This is a genomic window from Enterovibrio norvegicus DSM 15893 (assembly GCF_900115495.1).
GTDB lineage: Bacteria > Pseudomonadota > Gammaproteobacteria > Enterobacterales > Vibrionaceae > Enterovibrio > Enterovibrio norvegicus.
The window spans coordinates 86,455-109,836 of the sequence record NZ_FOWR01000009.1 but is presented as its reverse complement, the minus strand read 5'-3'; the positions used below and the strand labels follow the sequence as shown (position 1 = coordinate 109,836).

Here is a 23,382-nt window from a genome sequence, read left to right as displayed (position 1 = left end):
TTGTTGATTTGTTTTATTTAGATGCTTCGATCAGTACACGTCTGACAACAGTGCACATCTTTGATACTTCCTCTTCTTTCAGTGTTGGGTGAACTAAGAACATCAAGCTACTATCACCAAGCTTCACAGCATTCTCTAACCTTTCCGATGGTCTGTAGCATGTACCATCAAACGCTTTTTCGCGATAGATCTCTGAGCAACTTCCCTGATAAGCAGGTACGCCTAGCGCGTTGATCTCTTCGACGATTCGGTCTCGCGTCCAATCAGGTTTGAGATTATCCAGCGCTACAAAGAGGTAGTGCTTGTATTCAGCATGCTCAATATACTCCGGAACCTTAACGGTTCGAGCAACAGAGAGGTCTGCAACCGCTTCGTCAATTGCTGCACCATTCTTTTGACGAGCTGCAGTCCACTCTTGCATGCGCGTGAGTTGAATTCGACCAATCACTCCCTGTAGTTCTGTCATACGCCAGTTAGTGCCAAAACTTTCGTGAAACCAACGAAAACCGGGGGGATGTTGGCGGTTATATATCGCGTCGTAGCTCTTGCCATGATCTTTGTAGGACCACATTGCTGACCAGAGTGCTTTATCATTCGTTGTCACCATGCCACCTTCTCCACCGGTAGTCATGATTTTATCCTGACAAAATGACCATGCGCCGATGTGACCAATAGTGCCAACGCTGCGACCTTTATACATAGCGCCATGCGCTTGTGCGCAATCTTCTATAACAAAAAAGTTGTGCTTTTCAGCTAGCTCCATAATTGCATCCATCTCAGCAGGCATACCTGCGAGGTGAACCACGATCACGGCCTTCGTTTTTTCTGTCAGCACTGCTTCTATAGATTCTGCTGTTATGTTTTGACTGTTTAAATCAACATCTGAAAAAACAGGTTTTGCACCTGCTGTCACGATGCTTGAAGCCGAGGCTAAAAACGTACGTGGTGTAGTAACAACTTCATCATCAGCTCCAATACCCAGAGCTTTTAGTGCCAAATCTAAAGCCAACGTACCATTGCCCAAGGCAATAGCGTATTCACACCCAGTCCATGCAGCGAACTCTTTTTCAAATTCTCTACACTCATTCCCTGTCCAGTAGTTGACTTTGTTTGATAGCAGAACTTGACTAATGGCGTCAGCTTCTTTTTGTGTAAATGATGGCCAAGGAGAAAACGAAGTGTTTAGCATATGAAATCCTTTAACTCAGACAGTTCTTCAATCCAAATCTGAGGCATGTAGTTGTTACTTTCTACGTCGATGTTTTGCGGATGAATATTTGTACCTTTGTCTTTGAGACCTATGGTTAACCATCCAAGGTGGTTAGGAGTCACAAAATCTTTCTTTATATTGTCACCAACGTAGATAAATTTATCGGCAAGCGTGTGGCTTTGTTGAATATGAACAAACCGTTTCTTACCGGGCTTTGTTTCACCCCACTCTTCAGAAACCAAACACTGCATCTCACCAAGCCCTAATGCATGCACTTTGCTACGCTGAGAATAGGAGCGCCCATCGGTAAGTATTGCTGATGCTAGTGCGTTTGACTCGATAAACGCTAGTGTACTTTTCACACTGTCGGTGAGCTTGATGTCTGGCTTATGAAGCCGATACATCCAAAGTAGGCTTTCTTTTACGCTCAGCGGTAAAGATACAAATTGGCAAATTTCCACAAGCACATCTTTGTTGTCTGCAATCGCGGATTGTATTACTGAACGAACATCTACATTGTACAGCTCGTTGATACGCTCAGCCAAGTAGGCGTAGCCAGAGGCTTGATATTCAGCTTCAGAATACAAGGTATCATCCAGATCAAACACCCAAACGGTATTTTTACTCACTTTCACGAACAAGCACCTTCGCATCGTATCTGAGCATGACTAAGTTCGGCTCCCAATTATCTTCAAATACGGGGGTTTTACCCATGAGGTATTCTTCAATTAGCCATTTAGGGAAACGTGCGCCTGCATCATAAGCCAGTGGGAAACCACCACCAAATCTTGGATTGATTTCAAGGCCTTTTATTTGTTTTGTCTCTTCATTCACAAAGAGTTGAAAAGTGATACACCCTCTGGCACCAGGAAGTGTCTCAACTCTTGATAGCAAATAGTCATAGACAAAGTTCTTCCGGGTCACCCCTTTGCTGATCTCGCCGCCTCTTACCTCAAGGCGCTTTCGAGGAACCAGCGATTTCAGGTTTCCAGCGGCTGAATAGTATGCATCGATAGTGTATTCACAATACGTTTTAGGGATCAGCTCCATAAACATATTTTTGGGATTATCTAGCAAGTCTTGCGTCAACGCTTCTCGATGAGGTAATGCAAGTGCACCAATACTGCAACTGCCATCATAAGGCTTGCAGAAACAAGGGAATGTTAGATCATTTCTATCGTAGATCTCAGGTTGATCGACATTGAGCCTTGTAAACAAATCTGCCGTTTTTCGTTTGTCTCGACATTCACTGATAAGTGGAGTTGAGGAAATGACAATTTCTATCCCTTTTTCTAAAAACGTCTCTCTCGCCTCAGCTAAAAGTAAAAGCTCCGTATCAATAGTCGGCACAACCAATGTGATGCCATTTTCGATACATATCGACGCAATGATACTGAGATAACTGGGGTCTGTTACGCGAGGAACTTTAAAGCTTCCATCAGCAACTTGACACGCGGATGAAAGCTCGGGATACATGTCAGTACAATAAACCAATGCACTCACATTAAGCTGTTTAAGATCGTGCTGAAATGCTTGAACCAATTCAACACGTCGGCCTGCTGAAAGGATGAGGACGTTATTTTTCACTATTACTACCTTTGAATTCAGGCATAGTTACATGGTCTGACGCAGATATATCTTCTTTAAAGAGCACTTTTTTGACGGTCCTAAAAAGGATTTTTATATCAAGCGCGAAGGATTGGTTGTCTATATACCACACATCTAACTTAAACTTACCTTCCCAGCTGATTGCGTTTCGGCCGTTAATTTGAGCCCAGCCAGTCACGCCAGGACGCACCTCATGTCGTTTTGCCTGTTCCGCTGTATAAAGCGGGAGGTATTGCATCAACAAAGGGCGAGGACCAACTAAGCTCATTTCACCCTTAAGTACATTCAATAGTTCTGGCAGCTCATCGAGACTTGTGTTTCTCAATTTATTACCGAAATCTGTCATTCGCTCTGCATCTGGTAAAGCATTGCCATCTTTGTCGACGGCATCCTTCATGGTTCTGAACTTCACCATTTGAAAAGGTTTACCATCTTTTCCTGGCCTTTGCTGACGAAACAGCACAGGAGAGCCGAGGTTTTTACGAATTTTATAACTTACAATGGCGATAATCGGTGAAAGTAGAATTAAGGCCATGAGCGATGCTAGAAAATCAAAGGCACGTTTCATTTAACCTCCTCAAATACTTCGATAAAACGTTGGACACCGTGTTTTAGCGAAAGCTCTTCATAATAGAATGCACGTGCATTTTCACCCATTTCAGCTCTCTCCGATGCTGACATGGAGACCATTTGTTGAATGGCATTCGCAAGCTCTTCGCTATTACCCGGCTCGCAAACGATGCCTGCGCCAGCTTTCATAACAAGATCCGCCGCATCACCTTTTACGCCCATGATGACGGGTTTCCCCATCGCTAGATTGGCTTGAGTACGTGAAGGTATAGTGATTCGGAAGAGTTCACTATCATTGAGATGAACAAGTAGCATGTCGGCTTTTGAAAGCAATGAGCCGACCTGAGCCATTGGCACCCTTGGCAAAATATGAATGTTATTCAGCCCAGCTTTTTCAGACTCTTCTATCGCTGCCTGTTTGGCAACACCATCACCCAGTAACACGACATTGACCGGTACATTTCTAGATTGCAATAACTTGCAAGCTTCGGTGATTGTGGGCAACCCTTGAGCGAAACCCAAGTTGCCAGCAAACAGGAGATTTATGTTGCCGTTTTCAGGCAATTTCTCCGCACACTCTTCGAAATTGTTTAACGCAGGCTCGTTACACCAGTTATATATAACTTGAACCTTATGAGCAGGCACCCCTCGCTCTTCAAGCCGAGACTTAAAACCGGGAGACAACACTATGACACGGCTTGCCATCTTGTAGACCAGCGAGCAAACTTTCCCAACGACAGATAGCACTTTTTCGTTGTTTATCATGCCAGTCGCTGAGAGTGTGTCAGGCCATAGGTCTTGTATATCGACAACCACTGGTACTCTTTTCAACTTACCCAATATGACTGAAGCCAGACTCGTCGTTAACGGTGGGTGATAGCTGTATATGACATCTATATGTCTGGTTTTCATTAAGCCACCAAGCAGTGCACTAAAGCAGAAAGAGGCGTAGTTCGCGATTCTTTTCATCGCTGAGCTATCGTGGCTTGGGTAAAGAGGAACACGATGTATGGTAATCCCATCTATCTCCTCTTTTATGTACAACGAGATTTTGTAGCCGTCATATATACGACCACCAGGATAATTAGGAAATCCTGTAAGAACCTCTACCTCATGCCCATTTCGTTTTAATTCTTGTGCAAATAGCAGCCCTTTGAACGTAGGTTCTGGGTCAAACCATTGCGTCACCAATAAAATTTTCAAAACAACTCAACCTAAAAAAGCCAACTTAACGCTGGCTCTTATTATCAGTATTCTTTCCACACTACGCGTTTTACGTAGTCCGCGTATGAATGAATTATACGAACCACTTTGTCAGAAACATTTGGCATCGTGTAGTCGGACACTTCACGTAAAAGACGATGTTCGCCTCTTGGCTGAGTTTCCAAAATTTCCAGAGCCTGAAGAATACGATTAACTTCTAGGCCTACCATCATCACTGACGCCTCTTCAAAGCCCTCAGGACGTTCATGAGCCTCGCGCAAGTTAAGCGCTGGGAAGTTCATGATAGAGGACTCTTCTGTGATGGTGCCACTGTCTGACAACGCCGCTTTCGCATTTTTTTGTAGGTGGTTATAGTCGTGAAAGCCCATTGGTTTAAGTAACTGAACGTTCTCATGGAAACTGATACCTTGGCTTTCGATACGAGCACGAGTCCTTGGGTGAGTCGACACGATTACCGGATAACCGTATTTTTCTGCAATCGTGTTAAGTATCTCAGCAAGTTTAGCCAGCTGTTTTGGTGAATCTACATTTTCCTCGCGGTGCGCACTAACCACAAAGAACTTGTTCGCTTCCAACCCTAATTTAGACAGAACGTCTGAAGCATCGATCTTGTCCATGTAGTGGTGCAAGACTTCATACATCGGGCTGCCTGTTTTAATGATGCGGTCTGCACTTATACCTTCTGCAAGCAAGTAATTTCGCGCAATGGTGCTGTAGGTCAGGTTGATGTCTGAGATATGATCGACAATCTTTCGGTTTGTTTCTTCTGGCACTCGCTGATCAAAACAACGATTACCCGCTTCCATATGGAAGATAGGCACTTTTCGACGCTTAGCCGGGAGTGCCGAAATACATGAGTTTGTATCACCAAGCACAAGCATTGCTTCTGGTTTTTCGGTCGCTAATACCTGATCAACCTTAATGATTACTTGTCCAATCGTTTCCGCTGCACTGGCACCTGCGGCGTCAAGGAAGTAGTCCGGTTTCTTTACACCAAGATCATCAAAAAATACTTGGTTAAGTTCGTAATCATAGTTTTGACCGGTATGAACTAAAATGTGTTCACAATGCTCATCCAGTTTCGCCAGTACGCGCGACAGTCTGATGATCTCTGGTCTTGTGCCTACAACAGACATTACTTTAAACTTTTTCATTCTATTACCTTCGCAAACGTATCAGGTTTTTCTCGATCAAAAATTTCATTGGCCCAAAGCATGACAATCAGCTCTTCTTCACCGATATTTGTCACATCATGTGTCCAGCCCGGCACAGTTTCAACAACGCAGTAGTCATCACCCGTTACTGTTTGTTCTCGGTATTCCCCTGTCACGATGTGTTGGAACTTGAACTTTGCAATCCCTTTTATGACGAGGAATTTTTCATTTTTCGTATGGTGATAATGCCCACCACGTGTAATTCCCGGGTGTGCAGTGAAGAAGGAAACCTGGCCGGCATCCTTGGTTTTTAGCAGCTCGCAAAAGGTGCCTCTCGGATCGCTATATGATGGAACTGTGTAGGAGAATTGTTCCGGAGAAAAATAGCTTAAGTAGGTGGAGTAAAGAGCTCGCTCTAAACCTTGACCTACATTTCCCACGATTAAGGTCTCTCTGCTCTCTTTGAATTTATTCACCAAACCCGCAATTTCTCCAACAGTTGTCGGGTATTGGGTTTCTACACTTTGATAACCAGAGCAACTTTGCGAATCTAGATGCGCGCAAAAAGCCTCACAGACATCATCAATGTAAACAAGCGTTATCTTCGCTTCACTATCGTTGATAGTTAAAGGCAACCCATTTACGACGTTGTGACAAAAGGTTGCAACTACAGAGTTGTAATTTGGTCGACACCATTTACCAAACACATTCGGCAGACGGTAAACAAACACTTCTGCCCCTGTCTTCTCTCCATATGTCAACACCGCCTCTTCCGCGCCAGCTTTACTTTTACCGTAAGCCGTTTCTCCATCAGCGTGGATAGAGGAAGTCACAAGAATTGGTGTGTTTTTACCCAGCTCAGATAGCTTGTCTACAATCTTCTGAGTGAGGTCTGTATTGCCTTCTTTAAATTCACTTTCAGATTTTGGTCTGTTAATTCCCGCGAGGTGAAAAATAAAGTCTGCTGCGCTCAGAGCTTCATTAAGTTCCGCTTCAGCGTTATCTCTGTCGATCAGAAAGAGCTCATGCTCTCCTTTCTCTTCCAAGAAAAAGCGCAGGTTTTTACCAATGAATCCGCTTGCTCCGGTTATCAATACTTTCATCGAAACTTTCCTTTACTTCGCTTCGGCTTTTACCAGGTCCCTTACAAAGTCGAGTTTATGCAAGAGCGCTTTCATACCTTCGACATCGAGTCTTTCCGTATTATGGGAGTTGTAATCTTCGAACTCAGTGATGCGCGGATCACCATCTTCGACGAATTTGCCATAGTTTAGGTCACGCAAATCTGGTGGTACTTGATAATAATCACCGTGATCAATGGCACACACCATTTCTTCTCGGCTCAATAACGCCTCGTATAGCTTTTCACCATGACGGGTACCGATGACGTTGACCTCATGGTCTGGTACATTGAGCAGATCTTTGAGCGCTAGTGCTAACACTTCGATGGTTGCTGCTGGTGCTTTCTGGACAAATATGTCGCCATTTTTACCATTCTCGAATGCATAAAGGACAAGATCTACAGCATCCTCTAATGTCATCATGAAACGAGTCATGCTCGGATCCGTTATGGTCAAGGGCTTGCTATCGTTAATTAGGTCGACAAAGAGAGGAATTACTGAACCGCGCGAAGCCATTACATTACCGTAGCGAGTTCCGCAAATAACGGTTTTGGTCTCATCCACGTTTCTTGATTTCGCTACCATCACTTTTTCCATCATTGCTTTGGAAATTCCCATTGCATTGATCGGATAGACAGCTTTGTCTGTGCTTAAGCAAACGACGCGAGATACTTCGTTAGTGATAGCAGCTTCAAGAACGTTTTCTGTACCTATTACGTTTGTTTTCACCGCTTCCATCGGGTGGAATTCGCAAGAAGGTACTTGTTTCAATGCAGCTGCGTGGTAGATGTAATCTACACCTCGAGTTGCATTTAATACACTTTGATAATCACGCACATCGCCAATATAGAATTTTAGTTTATTGTTGTTATAGCGTTTACGCATATCATCTTGCTTCTTTTCGTCGCGCGAAAAGATACGTATTTCTTTGATATCAGTTTCTAAAAAACGTTCGAGTACCGCATTTCCAAATGAGCCTGTTCCACCGGTTATCAGAAGCACTTTATTCTTAAACATTTTCAATACACACCTTTTCTATGAAATCTGAGACTATTTTCCCTTGAGCCTTTTCGCATTTTGAATCACGAATAAAGCGCTTGGCTCTCTGGCCTTTATCCCTTAATTCTGTCTTGTCAGAGTTAAGGATCTTTTCTATGACCTCTGCAATACCTTCCTCACTATACCTATCGATATAATAAATATATTCGTCATAGTCTATTGGAATAGAAGATAACTTTGTAGATAGCAGCGGTAGCCCCGATCCTAATATCTCCGTAATCTTTGAAGGGAAGGAATACTTAGTAAAATCATCCGCTGGATTTCGCACATTAATCATCACATCAGTGTTAGACATGAGATTAGTTAGCCTTTTATGGTCCAGCAAGCCCAAAAAATTAATATTATTATATTTATCAGCTTCTTGCTGACAGATTTTCGAATGTGCGCCTGCACCACATATATTTAGAATGACGTTATCACTCCCTACCCGCTTAAATGCGTCGAGAAGCGTTCCAATCCCTGACTCTTTATCTAGGCTACCCGCGTAGGTGAAGGCTACAGGTTCACGAACTTCATCCTTTTCAGGTAAATCCATGGAATAACCACTGTTATAAATACCTTCAACAACCACGTAAGGTTTGCCTTTCAGGTATTCATTAGCAATTTGCTCAGATAGCACAACAGCACCATCAAAGCGCTTGAGAAGCTTACGAATTAACGCTTGATCTATCTTCTTAAGCACGGTTTTGAGCTTATTATCATACTCAGTGATAAGAGATGGAGGGTCTGTCACTACGACTATAAGAGGAAGCTTAAAGATATATTTCGCTATATTCGCTGCAATCAGAAATGGACTGTGCAAACCATAGACAAAAAGACAATCAAATTTCTTTGATTTCAATTTAGCACAGACCATAAATAAGGAGTTAAGCATTCTGGTTAGATGCTTAAAGAGCGTTACATTAATAAAAGGAATATACGTCCCGTTTAAACTCTCTTCAGCGAACGCGCCCTTACTGTATGCAAACTTAGCCTTTGGATAATCAAGCACTTGCGGAACAGACAGTAAATCCGATACACAACCATTAGATGCTAAAGCCTTTAGCAACGCCCAAGAGTATTTGTGTGTCTGAATCGTGAACCCAGCACCGCTCTTGTTGATGGATTCGGTGAGTTTTTTTGGAATCGAGAACCCTAGGAAAAGTATGTTCTTTCGTTGTTGCATATGGCTCTTTGTACCCTAGATGATGTCTCGATATATTGACAAAAGCGTTTCCGTGTTCGTCTCTCTGCTATGTGTTTTGTTAGCCCTTAAAATCGAACTAAGTGATAGCTCATTGGCTAACGCACTATCTGAGAACACTCTTTTAATTGCACATGCCAGTAGTTCAGGAGAGTTAGAAGGATAACATAAACCCTCTTTCTCGGGTATCAACAAATCCGGCACTCCACCAACGTAAGAGGCGATAACTGGAACACCGAGTATCATCGCTTCTCCAACTGAATTTGGGCTATTCTCAATCGTGGATGGGCAAACAGAAACATGTGATGATAGCAACATTTTTCTCACACCGTCCTCTGCCAATTCTCCAGCGAATTCAACGTGTTCCTTTAGATTGAATTCTTCTATTAGTTCGAGTAAATAGTCAGCGTATTTTGTTCTAGCCGCTATACCTTTGACACTCTCGTTCGTTACATTTTTTCCACCAACTACCAGCTTTGTTTCTGGAAATGTATCAACAACCAAGCGTAAAGCCTGAAGCATGTAATGTAGGCCCTTGATTGGATAGTGTCCTTGACTGACATAGATTTGAAATTTGTTGGCAGAGTCTAAAGACCACTTTTCGGAAGCGTAAAAAGATTCACGCAGGATTTCGTTGCAGTGAAAATAATTCAAATTTGGGTTGATAGAAAAAACAGACTCTCTGTCCCACTGTGTACGGCCGATTACATTTGTGACCAAATTTAATGTTTCAATTTCACTTTTAGCTAGCTGCTTGAACTTTGACATCAATCCTATGACTGAGTCTTTACGAATTATGTTTCTGAGAGTTTGACCAAAGACTACCCTAAAAGGTAGTCCTGATGTTAAACAGTCTTTGCGCCCACATATTGTTGTTAAGCCCTGTATCGAGAACACACTTTTCAACGAGTATTTACTGCATACCTTTGCAACTTTGAGAGAATGAGGAAGTTCAGTGCCATACACGTGAACAACGTCAGGTGACAACTTTAAGATAATTTCTTCTAATTTATCTAAGTGACTAAACGTTAGATAACTGATATTTCCCACTTCAACAATATCAATATCTTTATGATAGGGTGAGATAATAGTTAACTTAATATTCTCTTTATTGGAAAGTAGGCGTGATGATTCATGAAGCCAACCACCATATGGATTTGAAGGCACTCCCGTTTTGTGGCATAAATCAGGGCTTAAAACGTTAGTAAACCATACAACATTTAACACTTCATTCGACATTCAGATAACCTTTCTGCCCTTTTAAGAAAATCATCATTGTAATGATGATCCATAATGGAACCCATACATAAAAACTGGTTAGTAACGCAATAAAAATAAAGATAGAAAGATTAACTAACATTAAGAATGCGTAACGACATCCTTTACCACTTGCTATAACCGATGCATAGAAGCAATACGCAATCAGCGCTATGAACAATGTTACACCGACCAAACCTAAATGAGTGAAAAGACTGAGTAGCGAATGAACATAAGACCCAGATTCGCCGCTTCTGAGGTGTGAACTTAGATCGCCGAAAACAGGCGATGCACCAAATTGTGAAAAGAAACTATTTCCAAATAGTAAGTACCTTGATAGGAACGAGGAATTTGAAGAAAAGTCAAACAATCTAATGCTAGAAACCTTCTCTGGATAAATAGCAAACAAAACGAGAAAGCAGAGTAAGATAGCTAATACCGACAAACCTCCATACTTAACGAAGAACCCGAGAAAAACATTATCAAATGTTTGTTTCCCCCGAGTAAACCAAAGTACTGAAGTAGTAGAAAATAGTAGAATTATGTTAGCCACAAAACCCATATTAGATATTGATAGAATACAGAGAATAGCAGAAGTTAAGCATAAAAAAGAGTAAATAATATATGAAGAAATACTGAAGTTCCTTTCAGACTTTATCACCAAAAACGCACCGCAAATGATGTTGAGTATTATTGTCATAACGCCTAGTCTTTGGTAACCCTCATGATTCTTATCTATCCGTACGATGTTAGTTACTTTAAGCCCATAAGTATCTAACTTTATCAAGAGAATTGAAACTATCGACAGAAGACAGAATAGAATGAAATTCTTCAATATCAATGCATTAGATGGGGATGGGTGGATACGTAAGAATTCTACTATCAATTTTAGGTTGATCCCCAAAGAGAGACCAAAAAGCAACTTATATGCCGCACCAAAGTTAGAGTCTAGTAACTTTGGGAAACTGATTCCGTCAGGTTCTGCGGTTAATGACGCAATAACAAACTCATACGCAAAGAAAAAAAATAATAGTGACAACAATTTAACATCGATATTACCATTAATACGTCGCGCGGAGATTGCTCCTAAAAATAAACTAGATAGTACAGCAATGATATAAATACTCTGTGCTACAGATTTTCCACTCGCCTGAATATTAATCAGAATATATAAAATAAATATAGCCAGATTAAAAAGAGGTAGAAAGTAATATTGGAATCGTATTTTTGAGTAACTATTCATAATTCTGGTAGACTTTTACTGAAGTTTTCGCAATCTCTTCCCATGTGTATCTATTGATCATTTCTTGGGAGCGCTTCACTAAACTATCGAGTTTTTCTCTATTTTCAAATAGATTGCCTAGTTTATTCACCGAGTCCTCTACATTACCAGCATCTAAGATCAGTTCACCATCAAGTGCAAGGTGACTTGTCGTTCTTGATTTCCCGATAAATACTATGCACCCTGCGCAAGCGCAGTCTTGTATAGAGTTCGAAGCAGTCCCAATCCACATACCTATGTGGCTTTGTCGGTAAATTTTTTCCAACTTTTCAAAGTTGAGGAAAGGGTATAAATTAACCTTGTAATCTAATTTCTGTATCACGTCTAAGACTTCACTCTTAAACGTAGCATCACCGAATTCACCCACAACATTAAAGCTGAAATTATGAGGAAAATTTCGATTGGTTAATCCTTGAACTATTTTAAGAGCCTCTAGAACACCCTTTTCTCTAGTAATCTTGCCACTATAAACAAAAGCTATATCTCTTGCGATTTCATTCACAACAGGTTGTTTACCCTTAGCACCCAGAGGTAAAAGCGTTATTTTCTCTTTGGGTATTTTGAGTGCTTCTTGAAGATAATCACTGGAAGCTTGAGTGATCGGCAGATAGCCCGTAATCTTAGATGATAGAAGTTTATGAGCAACACTGAATATATTTATAAGAATTCTAGCGTTTCTGGACGACTTATAGTTAAAGTTGACGTTGTCAGCGTGACAATCGACAAACACTTTTGCGTTGCTAGTTGTTGCATAGAGTACAGCCGCAAAAATACTGAAGCTCAATTCGCCGTGGACATGTACTACTTTGGGGCTGAGTTTGCGTAGTAAATTGAAAACCCGAAATAAAGGTAGAATAACAATACTTGATGAACTACGCTCGAACCTAGGTTTTAAACGAAATATATCACAAGATTTGAAACGGTAATTCCCTTCCTCTCTTATTCTATCGCCTAAAATTTTTTTATAGCTAGCATAATAGTTAGGAAAAGGATAGTAACGCTCAGAAGTAATCACAGAGACATCGCATTTAAGCTCAGCTTGGTGAATGGGTAACTCAGTGTCTTGGTAGTTTAAGCCTTCCATGAAGTAATTAGTAATGTGTGTGATCTTCACTGGACAAGCTCCTTGTACGCCTCTCGCCATTGTTTTTCAATCAAGTTATTGTTGTGCCAAAGAAGCGTGTAAGTACCTCCATACTTCCGAGTTAGCGCCTTAAACTTATTCATTCTAAGGACCAAGTCATTTGGCGTTGATACGCCTTCATAAGAATCACTCATCACAGTAACTTCCATATTTATAAGTGGCACTTCGATGACGTTACTTTTGCGACGATTCTTCCAATCATAGAGAGGGAATCTCTTCGAAGTGCCACAACGAAAACCTGAACGGTCGGCAAAAGCCAGTGTTGTGTCATAAGCGATCCCATTAATTTCGAGGTTACTTGGCGTATTGTACGCGTCCCACTTCAAATAGTGCATACGACAACCAATATGATCCGTTGAAATTCCGAGCTCTCGAAGAGCCTGCACGTAGCGAGACATTGACTCTGCGGTTACTTTCTCATCGGCCTCAGTTTGAAAGCCCAGATGCACACCCACTTCATGTCCGGAATCGGCAACAATTTTGACTACATCCTTAGCTTTTTGTGATAGAAAATCTATATCAGGATCAAATTTACTCGTCACTTTGGGGATAAAGTAAAAAGCTACTTTGTTACCTACCCTGTCATTATCTTGAATTATTGATTTTACCGCATTGGTATAGTGGTCTACCGACAATCCCAGTTTTACTAAAACACCATGACTTAGTGCCGAGAATGATTTCGTTATACTTCTAGCTCTTAAAAGTTTCGCGGCTGCACACCTAAAGATCGAAAGCCAAGAGTTATTAGAAATATCAAAGGGATAATCAACGTCGCATGTAACAAAGATCTCTGAATCAACGGTGATATCTGGTAGGTTAGAATCAAGTTCTCGTAGCAGATAATGTAGATAAAACACATACTCATCGACTATTGGACGTTCGAGATACCCAAACTTGTAAGCAGCGGAATGCTCGCTACAAAATCTACCTAGGGAATCTCTATCCTTTACAATAATCTCTTCAACTCTCGAAAGTGTGAAAAAGATAGTTCCCAGGACATCTATCTGACAATCTATACGATCGTTAGATATGTTCATCTCTGGAATACCAAATAGAACCGGTGCTACTTTTTCTGGGTAACCTTGCAAAGGAACGTTGGCTATAGATGTGGGTAATAAAGCTTCGCTTGGTGCACCGGAGGATAAGTGTTTCCACCAAGCTGATGATAAAGACAAAGTCCTGCCAGAGGGTAAAGTTATCAGGAAATCATCTCTATCTTCAGAGGTCACCGAGTACGGGATTTTTAAGCACGTATTAAATATGAAATCTAGTGTGTATGTAACTTCGACTTCAATGCCCAAAGGCGATCTGATATTTATCATAACAGCGACTTAATAAACTTTAGCGTCTTGAGTACTTTGCTGTTGTATTTCTCGATATGAAAATAAGCAACAGGTACAGCCCCACAATCTCGTCGTACTCGTTCTACATTAGGTAGCATTGACCCTTCAAAGTCAAAACGATTTACTCCAAGTACCTTGTTTGCATACTGTATCGCTTCCCAAATAAGGAGTATACCAGCACCACTATTTCTGAAGTCAGGATCTTCGCCAACCATGTGCACATACGCGCTATCGTGATCCCACGTTAAATATAACGAAGAGTGGATATTGCCGTCTTTATCCTCAGCAAAAAATATCTCTCTCGATTTGTTATCACTTAATGCTCGGTCATGGTCTTTTATGAACGCTAAAGAATAGGGTATATCGATTCCTTGTCTATCAAACGTCTTCTTATTTATATAGTAAAAATCTTCTATCCCTAAACCTGTGTGGATGCTTACAATCTCCATTGCTTTTTTTATTTTATTTCTATAGGAGGAAGTAAAACCATCCAGAACACGTTTAAGGTCTGAAATATCTTCGATTATGTAGGTGTAGTAAGAAGTTTGCGTATAACCAAGCCACCTTAAAGGCAGCCAATTTTTTAGAGAGTAATGCCAATTTGCAGAGTAATAATCAAAATTCGGGAGCTTTTCATACAATTCAGATATTAACTTGTATTCGGTCGAAATACGCTTATTACTTTTACCTTTTATTTCCTTTAACCAAGGTCCATGATTTTGAGATAATGAAGGGTTTGTAATGGCATCAAAACTTCGAATTTTCGTTTTATTATAAGGAAGAGCCGCTATAATCTCACTCTTATTTTCTAGCAGAACCACATCCCAGTTACCTTCACCACAAACACTATCTAGCCACCAGTCGCGGATAAATATAGGTATGCTTTGTTCCTTTGCGCATAACGCACTATACTTCTCAATATTTGACATATTCTTCAAGATCAATCCAAGTCGGAATGTTTACTATGTACTTAGCAAGATGTTTGGAATTTTCTAACTCTCCAAAAATCTCAACACAATTGTTTCCATGGAGATGCTCATCAAGCGTTTTCGGCCAGTTATGATTTCCTGCTTCTATATCCTTTGATTTAAGAAATTCGACTAACTCTCCTGATTCGTCGATCAATGAAAACCTATTCCAATGGACACTACATTCATACTCTTGAAAGAATGTACATTTTGGGGAAACATCCAAAATCCATTTTTTTATACTATCTTTATTGATTGGCTTCTCTATAGAACCTTTTTTATCATTCTGAATGCCAATTAAATTTTTCTTATGTTTACCTAATCTAATTATCTTAATTTCTTTACTTCTGAATCTCGAAATTAATGAATTTGACACTCTAACGAAGAAGTTCCACTGAGACATCATACGTATAATTACTTCAGGGACTTTCAGATAGCTAAGCAACACTAGAACATCTGTAGCATTAGCGCCTGAATAATATATATTGATGTTTGTGTACTTTAATTTATACCCTAATGCTCGAATACTCGCGAGTTCATGTCGTTTGCTTTCTACCTGAATTAAACGATACTTTTCCTTGAGATACTCATTGAACTCACACTCTGTATTTAGTGTCAGGCTTCCACCATTTAGACATGTAACTGGTTTATCAAAAGCGAAACTCTTCAGCGCAACGTCAGATAGACTTCCAACCAAGGTAGTTCCTATGCATGAACCTTCAGTTAAACAGATATCATCTATGATCACTATGTTATTACTTCTGCAGTAATCTACAATATCGTGATATTCAATATTGGGCAGACCTTGATAGTGGGTTAGAATGAGAACATCTAGTTCAGGAGTTTTTTTTAGCTCTTCTAACGATATCGACGCGTCTTCAAGTTTCACATCCATAAGAACTAATGTTGATCCGGCTTCGATAACTGCATCACCCACCACTTCACAATTAAAAGCCTGAGTCGCTACTCGATTTTTCCTATTCGTAAATAGGTTTAGCTGCTCGATATAGAACTTTAATGCAGCACGGGCCTTATTGAAATAAAGCTCGTTATCGAAACCACTTCCTCGAGGTAGATCTGGAGGTAAATTATCCAGTTCAGCAACTTCTAAATATCTTGGTCGAGCCCGAACGATCAATGGTTAGGTCTCCCATAATACTTACTTTCGCCCAAGTAACAATCTTGATTCAAAAACTGATCATTCTTAAATCTGGCAATCCTTCTCAGTGAGAAAGCAAGAAATTCAGGTAGACAATCAACAGTCACTTTCACATTTTCATCTATACTTTTTTCAAGAGAAAGGCTATATGGATACTCGTAGACTATATCACCTTCATCAATACCATCCGTCATAACATGAAGCGTAACTGTGCTACTATGTACTTTGTTTTTTAACAACCAGTAAATTGGCTGACAGCCTCTATAATCAGGCAGATGAGCAGGATGAATGTTGAAGGGCTTGTTTATCAGAGCAAGCGTTTCTTTTTTAACGATTTCATCATAGTAGATAAAAATACCCACATCAGGTTCAAAGTCTTTAATTTTTTCTTTTGAGTTATCAGAGTTTATTGAGTCAATATGTTCTAACTCAAACCCTAGAGGTGCGTTATTTATTGCTTTTTTTGAAAAAATTCGTTTTAAACGATATATCAATGAATCATATATTTCCCTAGGTTTATTTTTTTTTAACTTTAACTTTTCTATAAAGCTAAGTTGTTCAACGGATTTGTTTAGCTTCTTGCTTTTACAAAACACCTTTATATCATCTTTATTTATACCAACTATATCAAGATGATTAGCAAGTTCAGATACTTTGCTTAATATATAGCTGTCATCAATTATGAATAGAGCAATTTTCGTCGACATTTTTCAAGAACCAACATGCTAATAGATAGGCAATAAAATAGTGAAGAGAGTATACCGTTGCATATGCAAGTAAGGTGACGTAAGCAGAGTCATATACTTTATTGGCTAAAAACATCGCCGAAGCAGAAGTTACAAACAATGAAACTTGCCATACTAAGTCTATTTTTAAACGCTCAGTTAACTGAATCACTACGCTACTTAGTGAAGAAACCGAGAACTGCACAAAGTACATAGGAATCAGAATCTGTATTACAGTCCCTATTCCAGACCACTCTTTGCTTAAAAACTCTTCGATTAAAATTGGCCCCACAAAGAAAGCCAATGAGAATGGAATCAGCCCGATTAAAAAAAGATTTTTTGTGCAATATTTAAAGTAAGAATATGCATCAGATTTGTATACGATTTTCTCACTCAAACTTTGTCTAGCGGCATCACCAACTGCTTTAGAAATTAAAGCAGACGGTAGGGATATAACTCTTTGGGCAAGGAAAATCGTCCCTACAATAGACGCTCCATACATAGCGCTGAACATCAGCACTGGCAATTGTGAAGAAACGGTATTGAACAGCGAGCCTACGATAAGAAATTTGGGGAATTTATCATATCTTGAACCGAGTTCTTTAAATTTTTTAACACTGCTATGTATGTGACCTTTCAATCTATTTACATATACAATCGATACAAGAAACCCAGTAATCACTGATGCTAGGATTAACCCATGGCTGTTTCCATACAACCCAATTATAATACTAGTTCCAGCAATAAGTGCAGCTTGAAGCACTCTTAATTTTGCAATGATATTAAAGTCATTCAATCTATTTAACATATAACTCGATAGATTAACAATGGAAAAGAAGAGCACTGAAAAAGGTAATAGCCAAACCCAATCCAAATTTTCTTTCCCATAATATTTAGTCAACCCAAATTGTATGACTGGCACAAATATCACTAAAATAGCGGAGAAAGTTAATGCAATCCAAAGACCGAGAGAAAATAAGCTCTCTGACTCCTTTGTTTTTTTCGGAAGCGCAATAGCCAATTCGTATTTTCCACTAGAAAACACACTAAGCACTGCTAAAAAAGTCGAGAAGAGAGCGAATTCACCAAACATGTCTGGCGTATAAATTTTCGCCAGAACAGGAGTTGCTACAATCGGAATCAATTGCGCAAATCCGGTACCTGACGCTAGGAGCAATACATTCTTTAACATCTGCTCCTAATCCAGAGTCATATATGCATGCATCGGTAGGCTAAATACAGTTTCTGATAGATCATCTGCAACAGGAAACTCTTCAATCTGAAAATGCGAAAACGCCGTTTGCTTATGCATGCATGTGCGATAGTAAACCATTGTAGGTATACCTTGTTCGCCCAGCATTTTCATATCGGATTCGCGGGAGTTAGAGCGTACGGTGTACTGCGCCCATGAACTAGTGTAGCCCTCTGGTATGGTCGGTACGATCCACTTATCTTTGTATTTTACAGAATAGTGACTCGCTAACTCGTTTCTTTTGATAAGCTCATCTGGGAAGATTTTCAATTTTTCTATGAGGATAGCTGCTTGAATAGTGTCTAAACGACTGTTGACACCAATTCTCACATTGTCATATTTATCCGAGCCCTTACCATGAACGCGATATGAACGAATTAACTCTGCATACTCATCATTATTGGTAAAAATAGCCCCACCATCACCGTAACATCCCAGCGGCTTTGCAGGGAAGAAACTCGTTGTTGCAATGTCTCCAAAGGAACCAGCCTTCTTTCCCTCAATCGTCCCGCCAAATCCTTGAGCGGTATCTTCAATGATTTTTAGGCTGTATTTTTTCGCAATTTTTTCTATTTGTGGATAGTTAGCGGGAAGACCAAATAAGTCCACAGCAATAATAACCGTAGCGTTTAGTTTACCTTCTTTTATAACCTTTTCTATCTTTCGCTCTAAGTCTTCTGGACAGATATTAAAAGTTGAAGCATCAGAGTCGACGAAGATTGGTGTGGCCCGGGCGAAAGCAACAGTTTCAGCAGTCGCAAAAAAGGTGAAGGTAGGGCAAAAAACTGCATCGCCCTCTTTAATATCCAGAGCCATCATCGCTAATGTCAATGCGTCTGTTCCATTTGCACATGTAATAGCATGCTTAACACCAACATACTCTGCTAGCATGTCTTCGAGCTCAAAAACCTCTGGCCCCATAATGTAGGCTCCGTGATCTAGAACCTTATGGATTCTGGCATCAATTTTCTCTTTAAGGTGCTTGTACTGAGACTCAAGGTCAATAAACTGCATATTATTACTCTTCTGACATTTCTAGCGTGTCACCACGTAATGTATATACTGCGCTCGTGTAAGGGCATTTAATTGTTTTGTCGCCACTCAAAGGCAAATCCAACTGTTCTCCATATGCACTCATCCAGCCAATTTGTTTCGCAGGTACACCTACAACAAGAGCAAACGCTTTGACATCTTTATTCACGACAGTACCCGCACCGATGAAGGCATATTCCCCAATCGTTGTACCACAAACAATCGTACAGTTAGCGCCTAAAGTCGCTCCTTTTTTAACGATAGTATCGAGGTATTGGTCTTTTCTCTCGATCAAAGATCGAGGGTTATATACATTTGTGAAGACCATGCTTGGCCCGCAAAAAACACCCTCTCCTAGGTGAACGTTGTCATAGACCGAAACGTTGTTCTGTATTTTGCAAAAATCACCAACTGTAACTTTGTTGCCAATAAATACGCTTTGCCCCAATGACACACTCTTTCCAATTTCAGCTCCAGCACAAACATGCGCCCAATGCCAAATGCGGCTGTCTTGCCCTATCTTCGCACCGTCATCAACGATAGCGGTGTCATGCTTAAAATAAGTCATTTATTTACCTTATTCTTAGACAGTTAAAGACGTATGTCTGCATCACCTAAATTAAGAACATGTTTGACGTCGTATAGGATATGCCCTTTTTTACCCAAACTACGAATAGCATCGACACCCATTTTCTTTGTTTCGCTATGATCAACTGCAAGTACGATGGCATCATATTTCCCTTCATGCAATTCATCAATCAAGTCAATGCCGTACTCTTCTAATACTTCGCGCTTATCAGCCCAACTATCGTAAACATCAACATTCATATTGTAATCTTTTAGCTCTCTTACAATATCAATAATTTTTGTATTCCGAACATCAGGACAATCACCTTTGAATGTAAAGCCCATGATCAGCACATTTGCTTCATCAATGTGAATTTTCTTGCTTGCTAGTTTTTTTACAAGCTGTGTGGCGACATACTCACCCATACCATCATTTATTCTTCGGCCTGCGAGGATAACCTCAGGCCTATATCCAACTTCTTGCGCTTTATGTGTCAAATAGTATGGATCTACACTTATACAGTGACCACCTACTAAACCAGGCTTGAAATGTAAAAAATTCCACTTCGTTCCTGCTGCTCTTAAAACTTCTTCTGTATCTATATTTAATTTATTAAAGATTTTCGCAAATTCATTAATGATTGCAATATTCAAGTCACGCTGAGTATTCTCAATAACCTTAGCAGCTTCAGCAACTGCAATAGAAGAGGCTTTATGGGTACCCGCAGGAATAATAGTGCCATATACGAGATCGACGAAATCAGCAATTTCAGAAGTCGAACCTGACGTAATTTTCCTAATTGTTGTTAATCTATTGACTTTATCACCAGGGTTAATTCGTTCTGGGCTGTAGCCAGCAAAGAAGTCTTCGTTGTATTTTAATTTAGAATGCTTCTCGATGATTGGTATACACACTTCCTCTGTTGCTCCTGGGTACACCGTCGACTCCAAAACAACGACATCTCCTTTAGAGATAATTTTTGAAAGTGCTAATGATGCTTTTTTTAATGGAGATAAGTCAGGTGTATTCTCTTCTGTGATCGGTGTAGGCACAGTAACCACATAGAAATTACAATCTCGGATTTCCTCTAGTGAATCTGTGTAATTCAAGAGTTCGGCGCTTCGTAATTCTTCAGGAGTACATTCCAACGTAGCGTCTTTTCCTTCTTTGAGCTCTTTTACTCTACTAGAATTAATATCGAAACCAATGGTTTGGTATTGCTTTCCAAATTCTACGGCTAGCGGCAAGCCAACATATCCGAGGCCGATTATACCAATTCTAAGGTTTTCTAATTTCATCTTAAATTCCAGATATTCAAATATTTAGAGGCAAGCCTACTTCGACACCATCACGAGCAGAACGATAGATTGCTATCAACAATTCCAATGATTTCAACCCTTCTCGACCATCTGTTTCTGGCTTAGCCTTTCCATTCAACACGTCTGCTACATTTTGGAAGTATGGTGGGTGACCGAAACCATAAACGGAGGTAGTCTGATAGTTTGCATTCGCTACCTCAACGTCGTAATCCCTTTCGTCTTCGAAGTTCCATTCTTGGATCTCATTAACGGCGACACCACCGATTCTCACTGTGCCTTTTTCACCAAGTATGGTAATTGAACCCTCTAGGTTTTTTGGATATGTGCACATAGTTACAGCCATCGAACCAATGCCACCATTTCGCCACTTGATGTTTACAACCCCTGTGTCTTCGACTTCAATTTGACGGTGAGTTGATGTAAACGCATGGATTTTTTCTACAGGACCAATAAGCCAATGCAATAAATCTACATAGTGTGTTGCTTGATTCATGAATGCCCCGCCGTCCATGTCCCACGTACCAGACCACTCAGCGCGATCATAGTATTCTTGAGGACGAGTCCAGAAAACATTGAGATGAACCATATGAATTTTTCCGAACCGCCCCTCAGACACGGCTCTTTTGAGCATTTGTAGCGTAGAGTTTTTTCTGTTCTGTTTGACTACAAACAACTTCACACCAGCCTGTTCGCAAGCTCGTGCCATCGCCAAACCATCTTCCCATTTTGTAGCCATTGGCTTTTCAGTGATTACATGAACGCCATGCTTTGCGGCTTTTATTGCTTGTTGGCCGTGAACCCCACTTGGTGTACATAGCGTTACCAAATCAACGTTTTCTTTTTCAAGAAGTGAGTCCAATGATGAATAACCTGGAACATTGTAACGTTCGCTATGCTCTTTTAGCGTGTCGAGATCAGTGTCACAAACTGCAATGAGATCAAATTCTTGATCAAGTTGCTGAATTGAACCAAAGTGATTTTTTGATATACGACCACAACCAACCACCGCTATCCTAATCTTTTTCTTGTCATTCATTTTTATCTCAGCCTTTTCTGACACACTAATTATTTATTCTCTTTAAAACCAGTTCTAAAAGCTCTTAGTATTACTATACAAAGGCCTAGCAATAATCCGACTATAGAACCTAATATTACAATGAGCTTCCTGTTAGGTTCACTTCGGTTTAAAGGCAATGTAGGCGACTGTAAGTAAGTGAAGAGTTGAAGCTGTTGAAAGTTATCAAAGCTAGGAAGCTCTCTGTTTAATATATCAAGGCGAGAACTGACTCGTTCCAAGTTAGGAGAAAAACTCGTAAAATCTTTTAATGATTTTAGTGTCTCAATCTTTGCAGCCAAAGCATCCGTTCCTAAAGCTATGGATTGTAATTCATTCAATTGAAGATTCGAAACAGGCCTAGATATATTCGCTCCTTTCGCAATTTCATACGCAACCTCAGAAAGCGAAATTTCCTTCTCTACCTTACGCTGGACTAAATTCAAGTCAAAGCTCAATTGCTGTTGAAGTTCGTTTTTCTTCACTTCCACAATAGAGAAAAGTTCATTAAATACAATTTCTGCTACATTTCTATTTGTGAAATCCACATACTCTCTGAGTAGAAGATTTGACTCTTCGGCCGTATACGCTTCGAATTCCAAATAAGCAATATACGTTTTACTAATTTTGTTCTCTTTAGTTTCTGATGAGATTTTCCCCAGCCAACGTTCAATAGTTAGCGGATCAAGCTTAACCTCACTATCTTCATTTTTAGAGAGCATCTCCTTAAAGATCTCACTACTTGATAAGAATTTTCTTTTCTGTTCAGTCGAGTTGTATGAGAGTAGAAATCGGTCAAATATGTATTTTGTATCTATAAGGTCATCTAACTCTTTTCCGCTTGATACTAACACGCTATCCGCATCCAATATATTAAATGCAGGCTGATAGCTTTTAACCAACTGTGAAAAAGAAACAATACTGTTTAATGTTGGTTCTGTTACGGTGGCTTTGGAGGTCCACCACTCTTGGGATTTTAACGCGTAAAATACAGAGAGAAGTAACAACACAAAAATCGTGGATAGAATGATAACTTTGCCATCCCAAACCGACTTAGATAGCTTCTTAAAATCAAATATATCAGACTCAGTATACAAATTGTGATCTTCTAAACCTTCCTGAGTTCCTTGCATTTTATTATCCGTCACTT

22 protein-coding genes are annotated in these 23,382 nt (G+C 40.1%); all 22 read right to left on the bottom strand.

The features are described 5' to 3' along the window. Positions 1-13: 13 nt before the first annotated feature. Genes BM082_RS07670 through BM082_RS07560 form a run of 22 tightly spaced genes read right to left on the bottom strand, consistent with a single transcriptional unit; the run spans position 14 to position 23,380 of the window. A complete protein-coding gene (locus tag BM082_RS07670; RefSeq protein ID WP_074926359.1) occupies positions 14-1,189 on the bottom strand; it encodes a DegT/DnrJ/EryC1/StrS family aminotransferase in 1,176 nt (391 codons plus the stop codon). After that, positions 1,183-1,845 (bottom strand): HAD family hydrolase, encoded by a 663-nt coding sequence (locus BM082_RS07665; RefSeq protein ID WP_083417918.1) that lies wholly within the window; start codon positions 1,843-1,845, stop codon positions 1,183-1,185. The genes BM082_RS07670 and BM082_RS07665 overlap by 7 nt, the downstream gene beginning before the upstream one ends. Further along, positions 1,832-2,797, bottom strand: a complete 966-nt coding sequence (locus tag BM082_RS07660) for an ATP-grasp domain-containing protein (protein WP_139218778.1) — start codon at positions 2,795-2,797, stop codon at positions 1,832-1,834. Before BM082_RS07660 ends, BM082_RS07665 begins: the two co-directional genes overlap by 14 nt. Then, positions 2,787-3,386, bottom strand: coding sequence for a sugar transferase (locus BM082_RS07655; protein WP_074926351.1), 600 nt, complete (start codon positions 3,384-3,386; stop codon positions 2,787-2,789). Before BM082_RS07655 ends, BM082_RS07660 begins: the two co-directional genes overlap by 11 nt. After that, positions 3,383-4,591: a glycosyltransferase family 4 protein gene (locus BM082_RS07650; RefSeq protein ID WP_074926348.1), complete on the bottom strand. Its 1,209-nt coding sequence runs from the start codon at positions 4,589-4,591 to the stop codon at positions 3,383-3,385. The genes BM082_RS07655 and BM082_RS07650 overlap by 4 nt, the downstream gene beginning before the upstream one ends. A 44-nt stretch (positions 4,592-4,635) precedes the next feature. Continuing rightward, positions 4,636-5,766: a non-hydrolyzing UDP-N-acetylglucosamine 2-epimerase gene (wecB, locus tag BM082_RS07645; protein WP_074926345.1), complete on the bottom strand. Its 1,131-nt coding sequence runs from the start codon at positions 5,764-5,766 to the stop codon at positions 4,636-4,638. After that, on the bottom strand, positions 5,763-6,869 hold the full coding sequence (gene wbjC / locus BM082_RS07640; RefSeq protein ID WP_074926342.1) for a UDP-2-acetamido-2,6-beta-L-arabino-hexul-4-ose reductase: 1,107 nt from the start codon (positions 6,867-6,869) through the stop codon (positions 5,763-5,765). Before wbjC ends, wecB begins: the two co-directional genes overlap by 4 nt. A gap of 12 nt (positions 6,870-6,881) precedes the next feature. Further along, on the bottom strand, positions 6,882-7,904 hold the full coding sequence (locus BM082_RS07635) for a polysaccharide biosynthesis protein (RefSeq protein ID WP_074926339.1): 1,023 nt from the start codon (positions 7,902-7,904) through the stop codon (positions 6,882-6,884). Continuing rightward, positions 7,897-9,111 carry a glycosyltransferase gene (locus BM082_RS07630; RefSeq protein ID WP_074926336.1) on the bottom strand — a complete coding sequence of 405 codons (1,215 nt, stop codon included), beginning with the start codon at positions 9,109-9,111 and terminating at the stop codon, positions 7,897-7,899. The genes BM082_RS07635 and BM082_RS07630 overlap by 8 nt, the downstream gene beginning before the upstream one ends. A 15-nt stretch (positions 9,112-9,126) precedes the next feature. Next, positions 9,127-10,368: a glycosyltransferase family 4 protein gene (locus tag BM082_RS07625; protein ID WP_074926333.1), complete on the bottom strand. Its 1,242-nt coding sequence runs from the start codon at positions 10,366-10,368 to the stop codon at positions 9,127-9,129. After that, positions 10,358-11,629: a hypothetical protein gene (locus BM082_RS07620; RefSeq protein ID WP_074926330.1), complete on the bottom strand. Its 1,272-nt coding sequence runs from the start codon at positions 11,627-11,629 to the stop codon at positions 10,358-10,360. The genes BM082_RS07625 and BM082_RS07620 overlap by 11 nt, the downstream gene beginning before the upstream one ends. Beyond that, positions 11,622-12,782 (bottom strand): glycosyltransferase, encoded by a 1,161-nt coding sequence (locus BM082_RS07615; RefSeq protein ID WP_074926327.1) that lies wholly within the window; start codon positions 12,780-12,782, stop codon positions 11,622-11,624. The genes BM082_RS07620 and BM082_RS07615 overlap by 8 nt, the downstream gene beginning before the upstream one ends. Beyond that, a complete protein-coding gene (locus tag BM082_RS07610) occupies positions 12,779-14,134 on the bottom strand; it encodes a DUF7033 domain-containing protein (RefSeq protein WP_139218777.1) in 1,356 nt (451 codons plus the stop codon). Before BM082_RS07610 ends, BM082_RS07615 begins: the two co-directional genes overlap by 4 nt. Next, on the bottom strand, positions 14,131-15,084 hold the full coding sequence (locus BM082_RS07600; RefSeq protein ID WP_074926315.1) for a GNAT family N-acetyltransferase: 954 nt from the start codon (positions 15,082-15,084) through the stop codon (positions 14,131-14,133). Before BM082_RS07600 ends, BM082_RS07610 begins: the two co-directional genes overlap by 4 nt. Beyond that, positions 15,071-16,261 carry a DegT/DnrJ/EryC1/StrS family aminotransferase gene (locus tag BM082_RS07595; RefSeq protein WP_074926310.1) on the bottom strand — a complete coding sequence of 397 codons (1,191 nt, stop codon included), beginning with the start codon at positions 16,259-16,261 and terminating at the stop codon, positions 15,071-15,073. Before BM082_RS07595 ends, BM082_RS07600 begins: the two co-directional genes overlap by 14 nt. Further along, a complete protein-coding gene (locus BM082_RS07590) occupies positions 16,258-16,989 on the bottom strand; it encodes a formyltransferase family protein (protein ID WP_074926292.1) in 732 nt (243 codons plus the stop codon). Before BM082_RS07590 ends, BM082_RS07595 begins: the two co-directional genes overlap by 4 nt. Continuing rightward, a complete protein-coding gene (locus BM082_RS07585) occupies positions 16,958-18,199 on the bottom strand; it encodes an oligosaccharide flippase family protein (RefSeq protein ID WP_074926289.1) in 1,242 nt (413 codons plus the stop codon). The genes BM082_RS07590 and BM082_RS07585 overlap by 32 nt, the downstream gene beginning before the upstream one ends. 6 nt (positions 18,200-18,205) lie before the next feature. After that, positions 18,206-19,273, bottom strand: coding sequence for a DegT/DnrJ/EryC1/StrS family aminotransferase (locus BM082_RS07580; protein ID WP_074926286.1), 1,068 nt, complete (start codon positions 19,271-19,273; stop codon positions 18,206-18,208). A 4-nt stretch (positions 19,274-19,277) separates the two neighbouring features. Next, a complete protein-coding gene (locus tag BM082_RS07575) occupies positions 19,278-19,859 on the bottom strand; it encodes an acyltransferase (protein WP_074926282.1) in 582 nt (193 codons plus the stop codon). Between the two features lie 23 nt (positions 19,860-19,882). Further along, positions 19,883-21,157, bottom strand: coding sequence for a Vi polysaccharide biosynthesis UDP-N-acetylglucosamine C-6 dehydrogenase TviB (gene tviB, locus BM082_RS07570; protein WP_074926279.1), 1,275 nt, complete (start codon positions 21,155-21,157; stop codon positions 19,883-19,885). A gap of 16 nt (positions 21,158-21,173) precedes the next feature. After that, a complete protein-coding gene (locus tag BM082_RS07565; protein ID WP_074926276.1) occupies positions 21,174-22,214 on the bottom strand; it encodes a Gfo/Idh/MocA family protein in 1,041 nt (346 codons plus the stop codon). 29 nt (positions 22,215-22,243) lie between these two features. Next, positions 22,244-23,380, bottom strand: coding sequence for an LPS O-antigen chain length determinant protein WzzB (locus BM082_RS07560; RefSeq protein ID WP_139218775.1), 1,137 nt, complete (start codon positions 23,378-23,380; stop codon positions 22,244-22,246). Between the last annotated feature and the right edge of the window lie 2 nt (positions 23,381-23,382).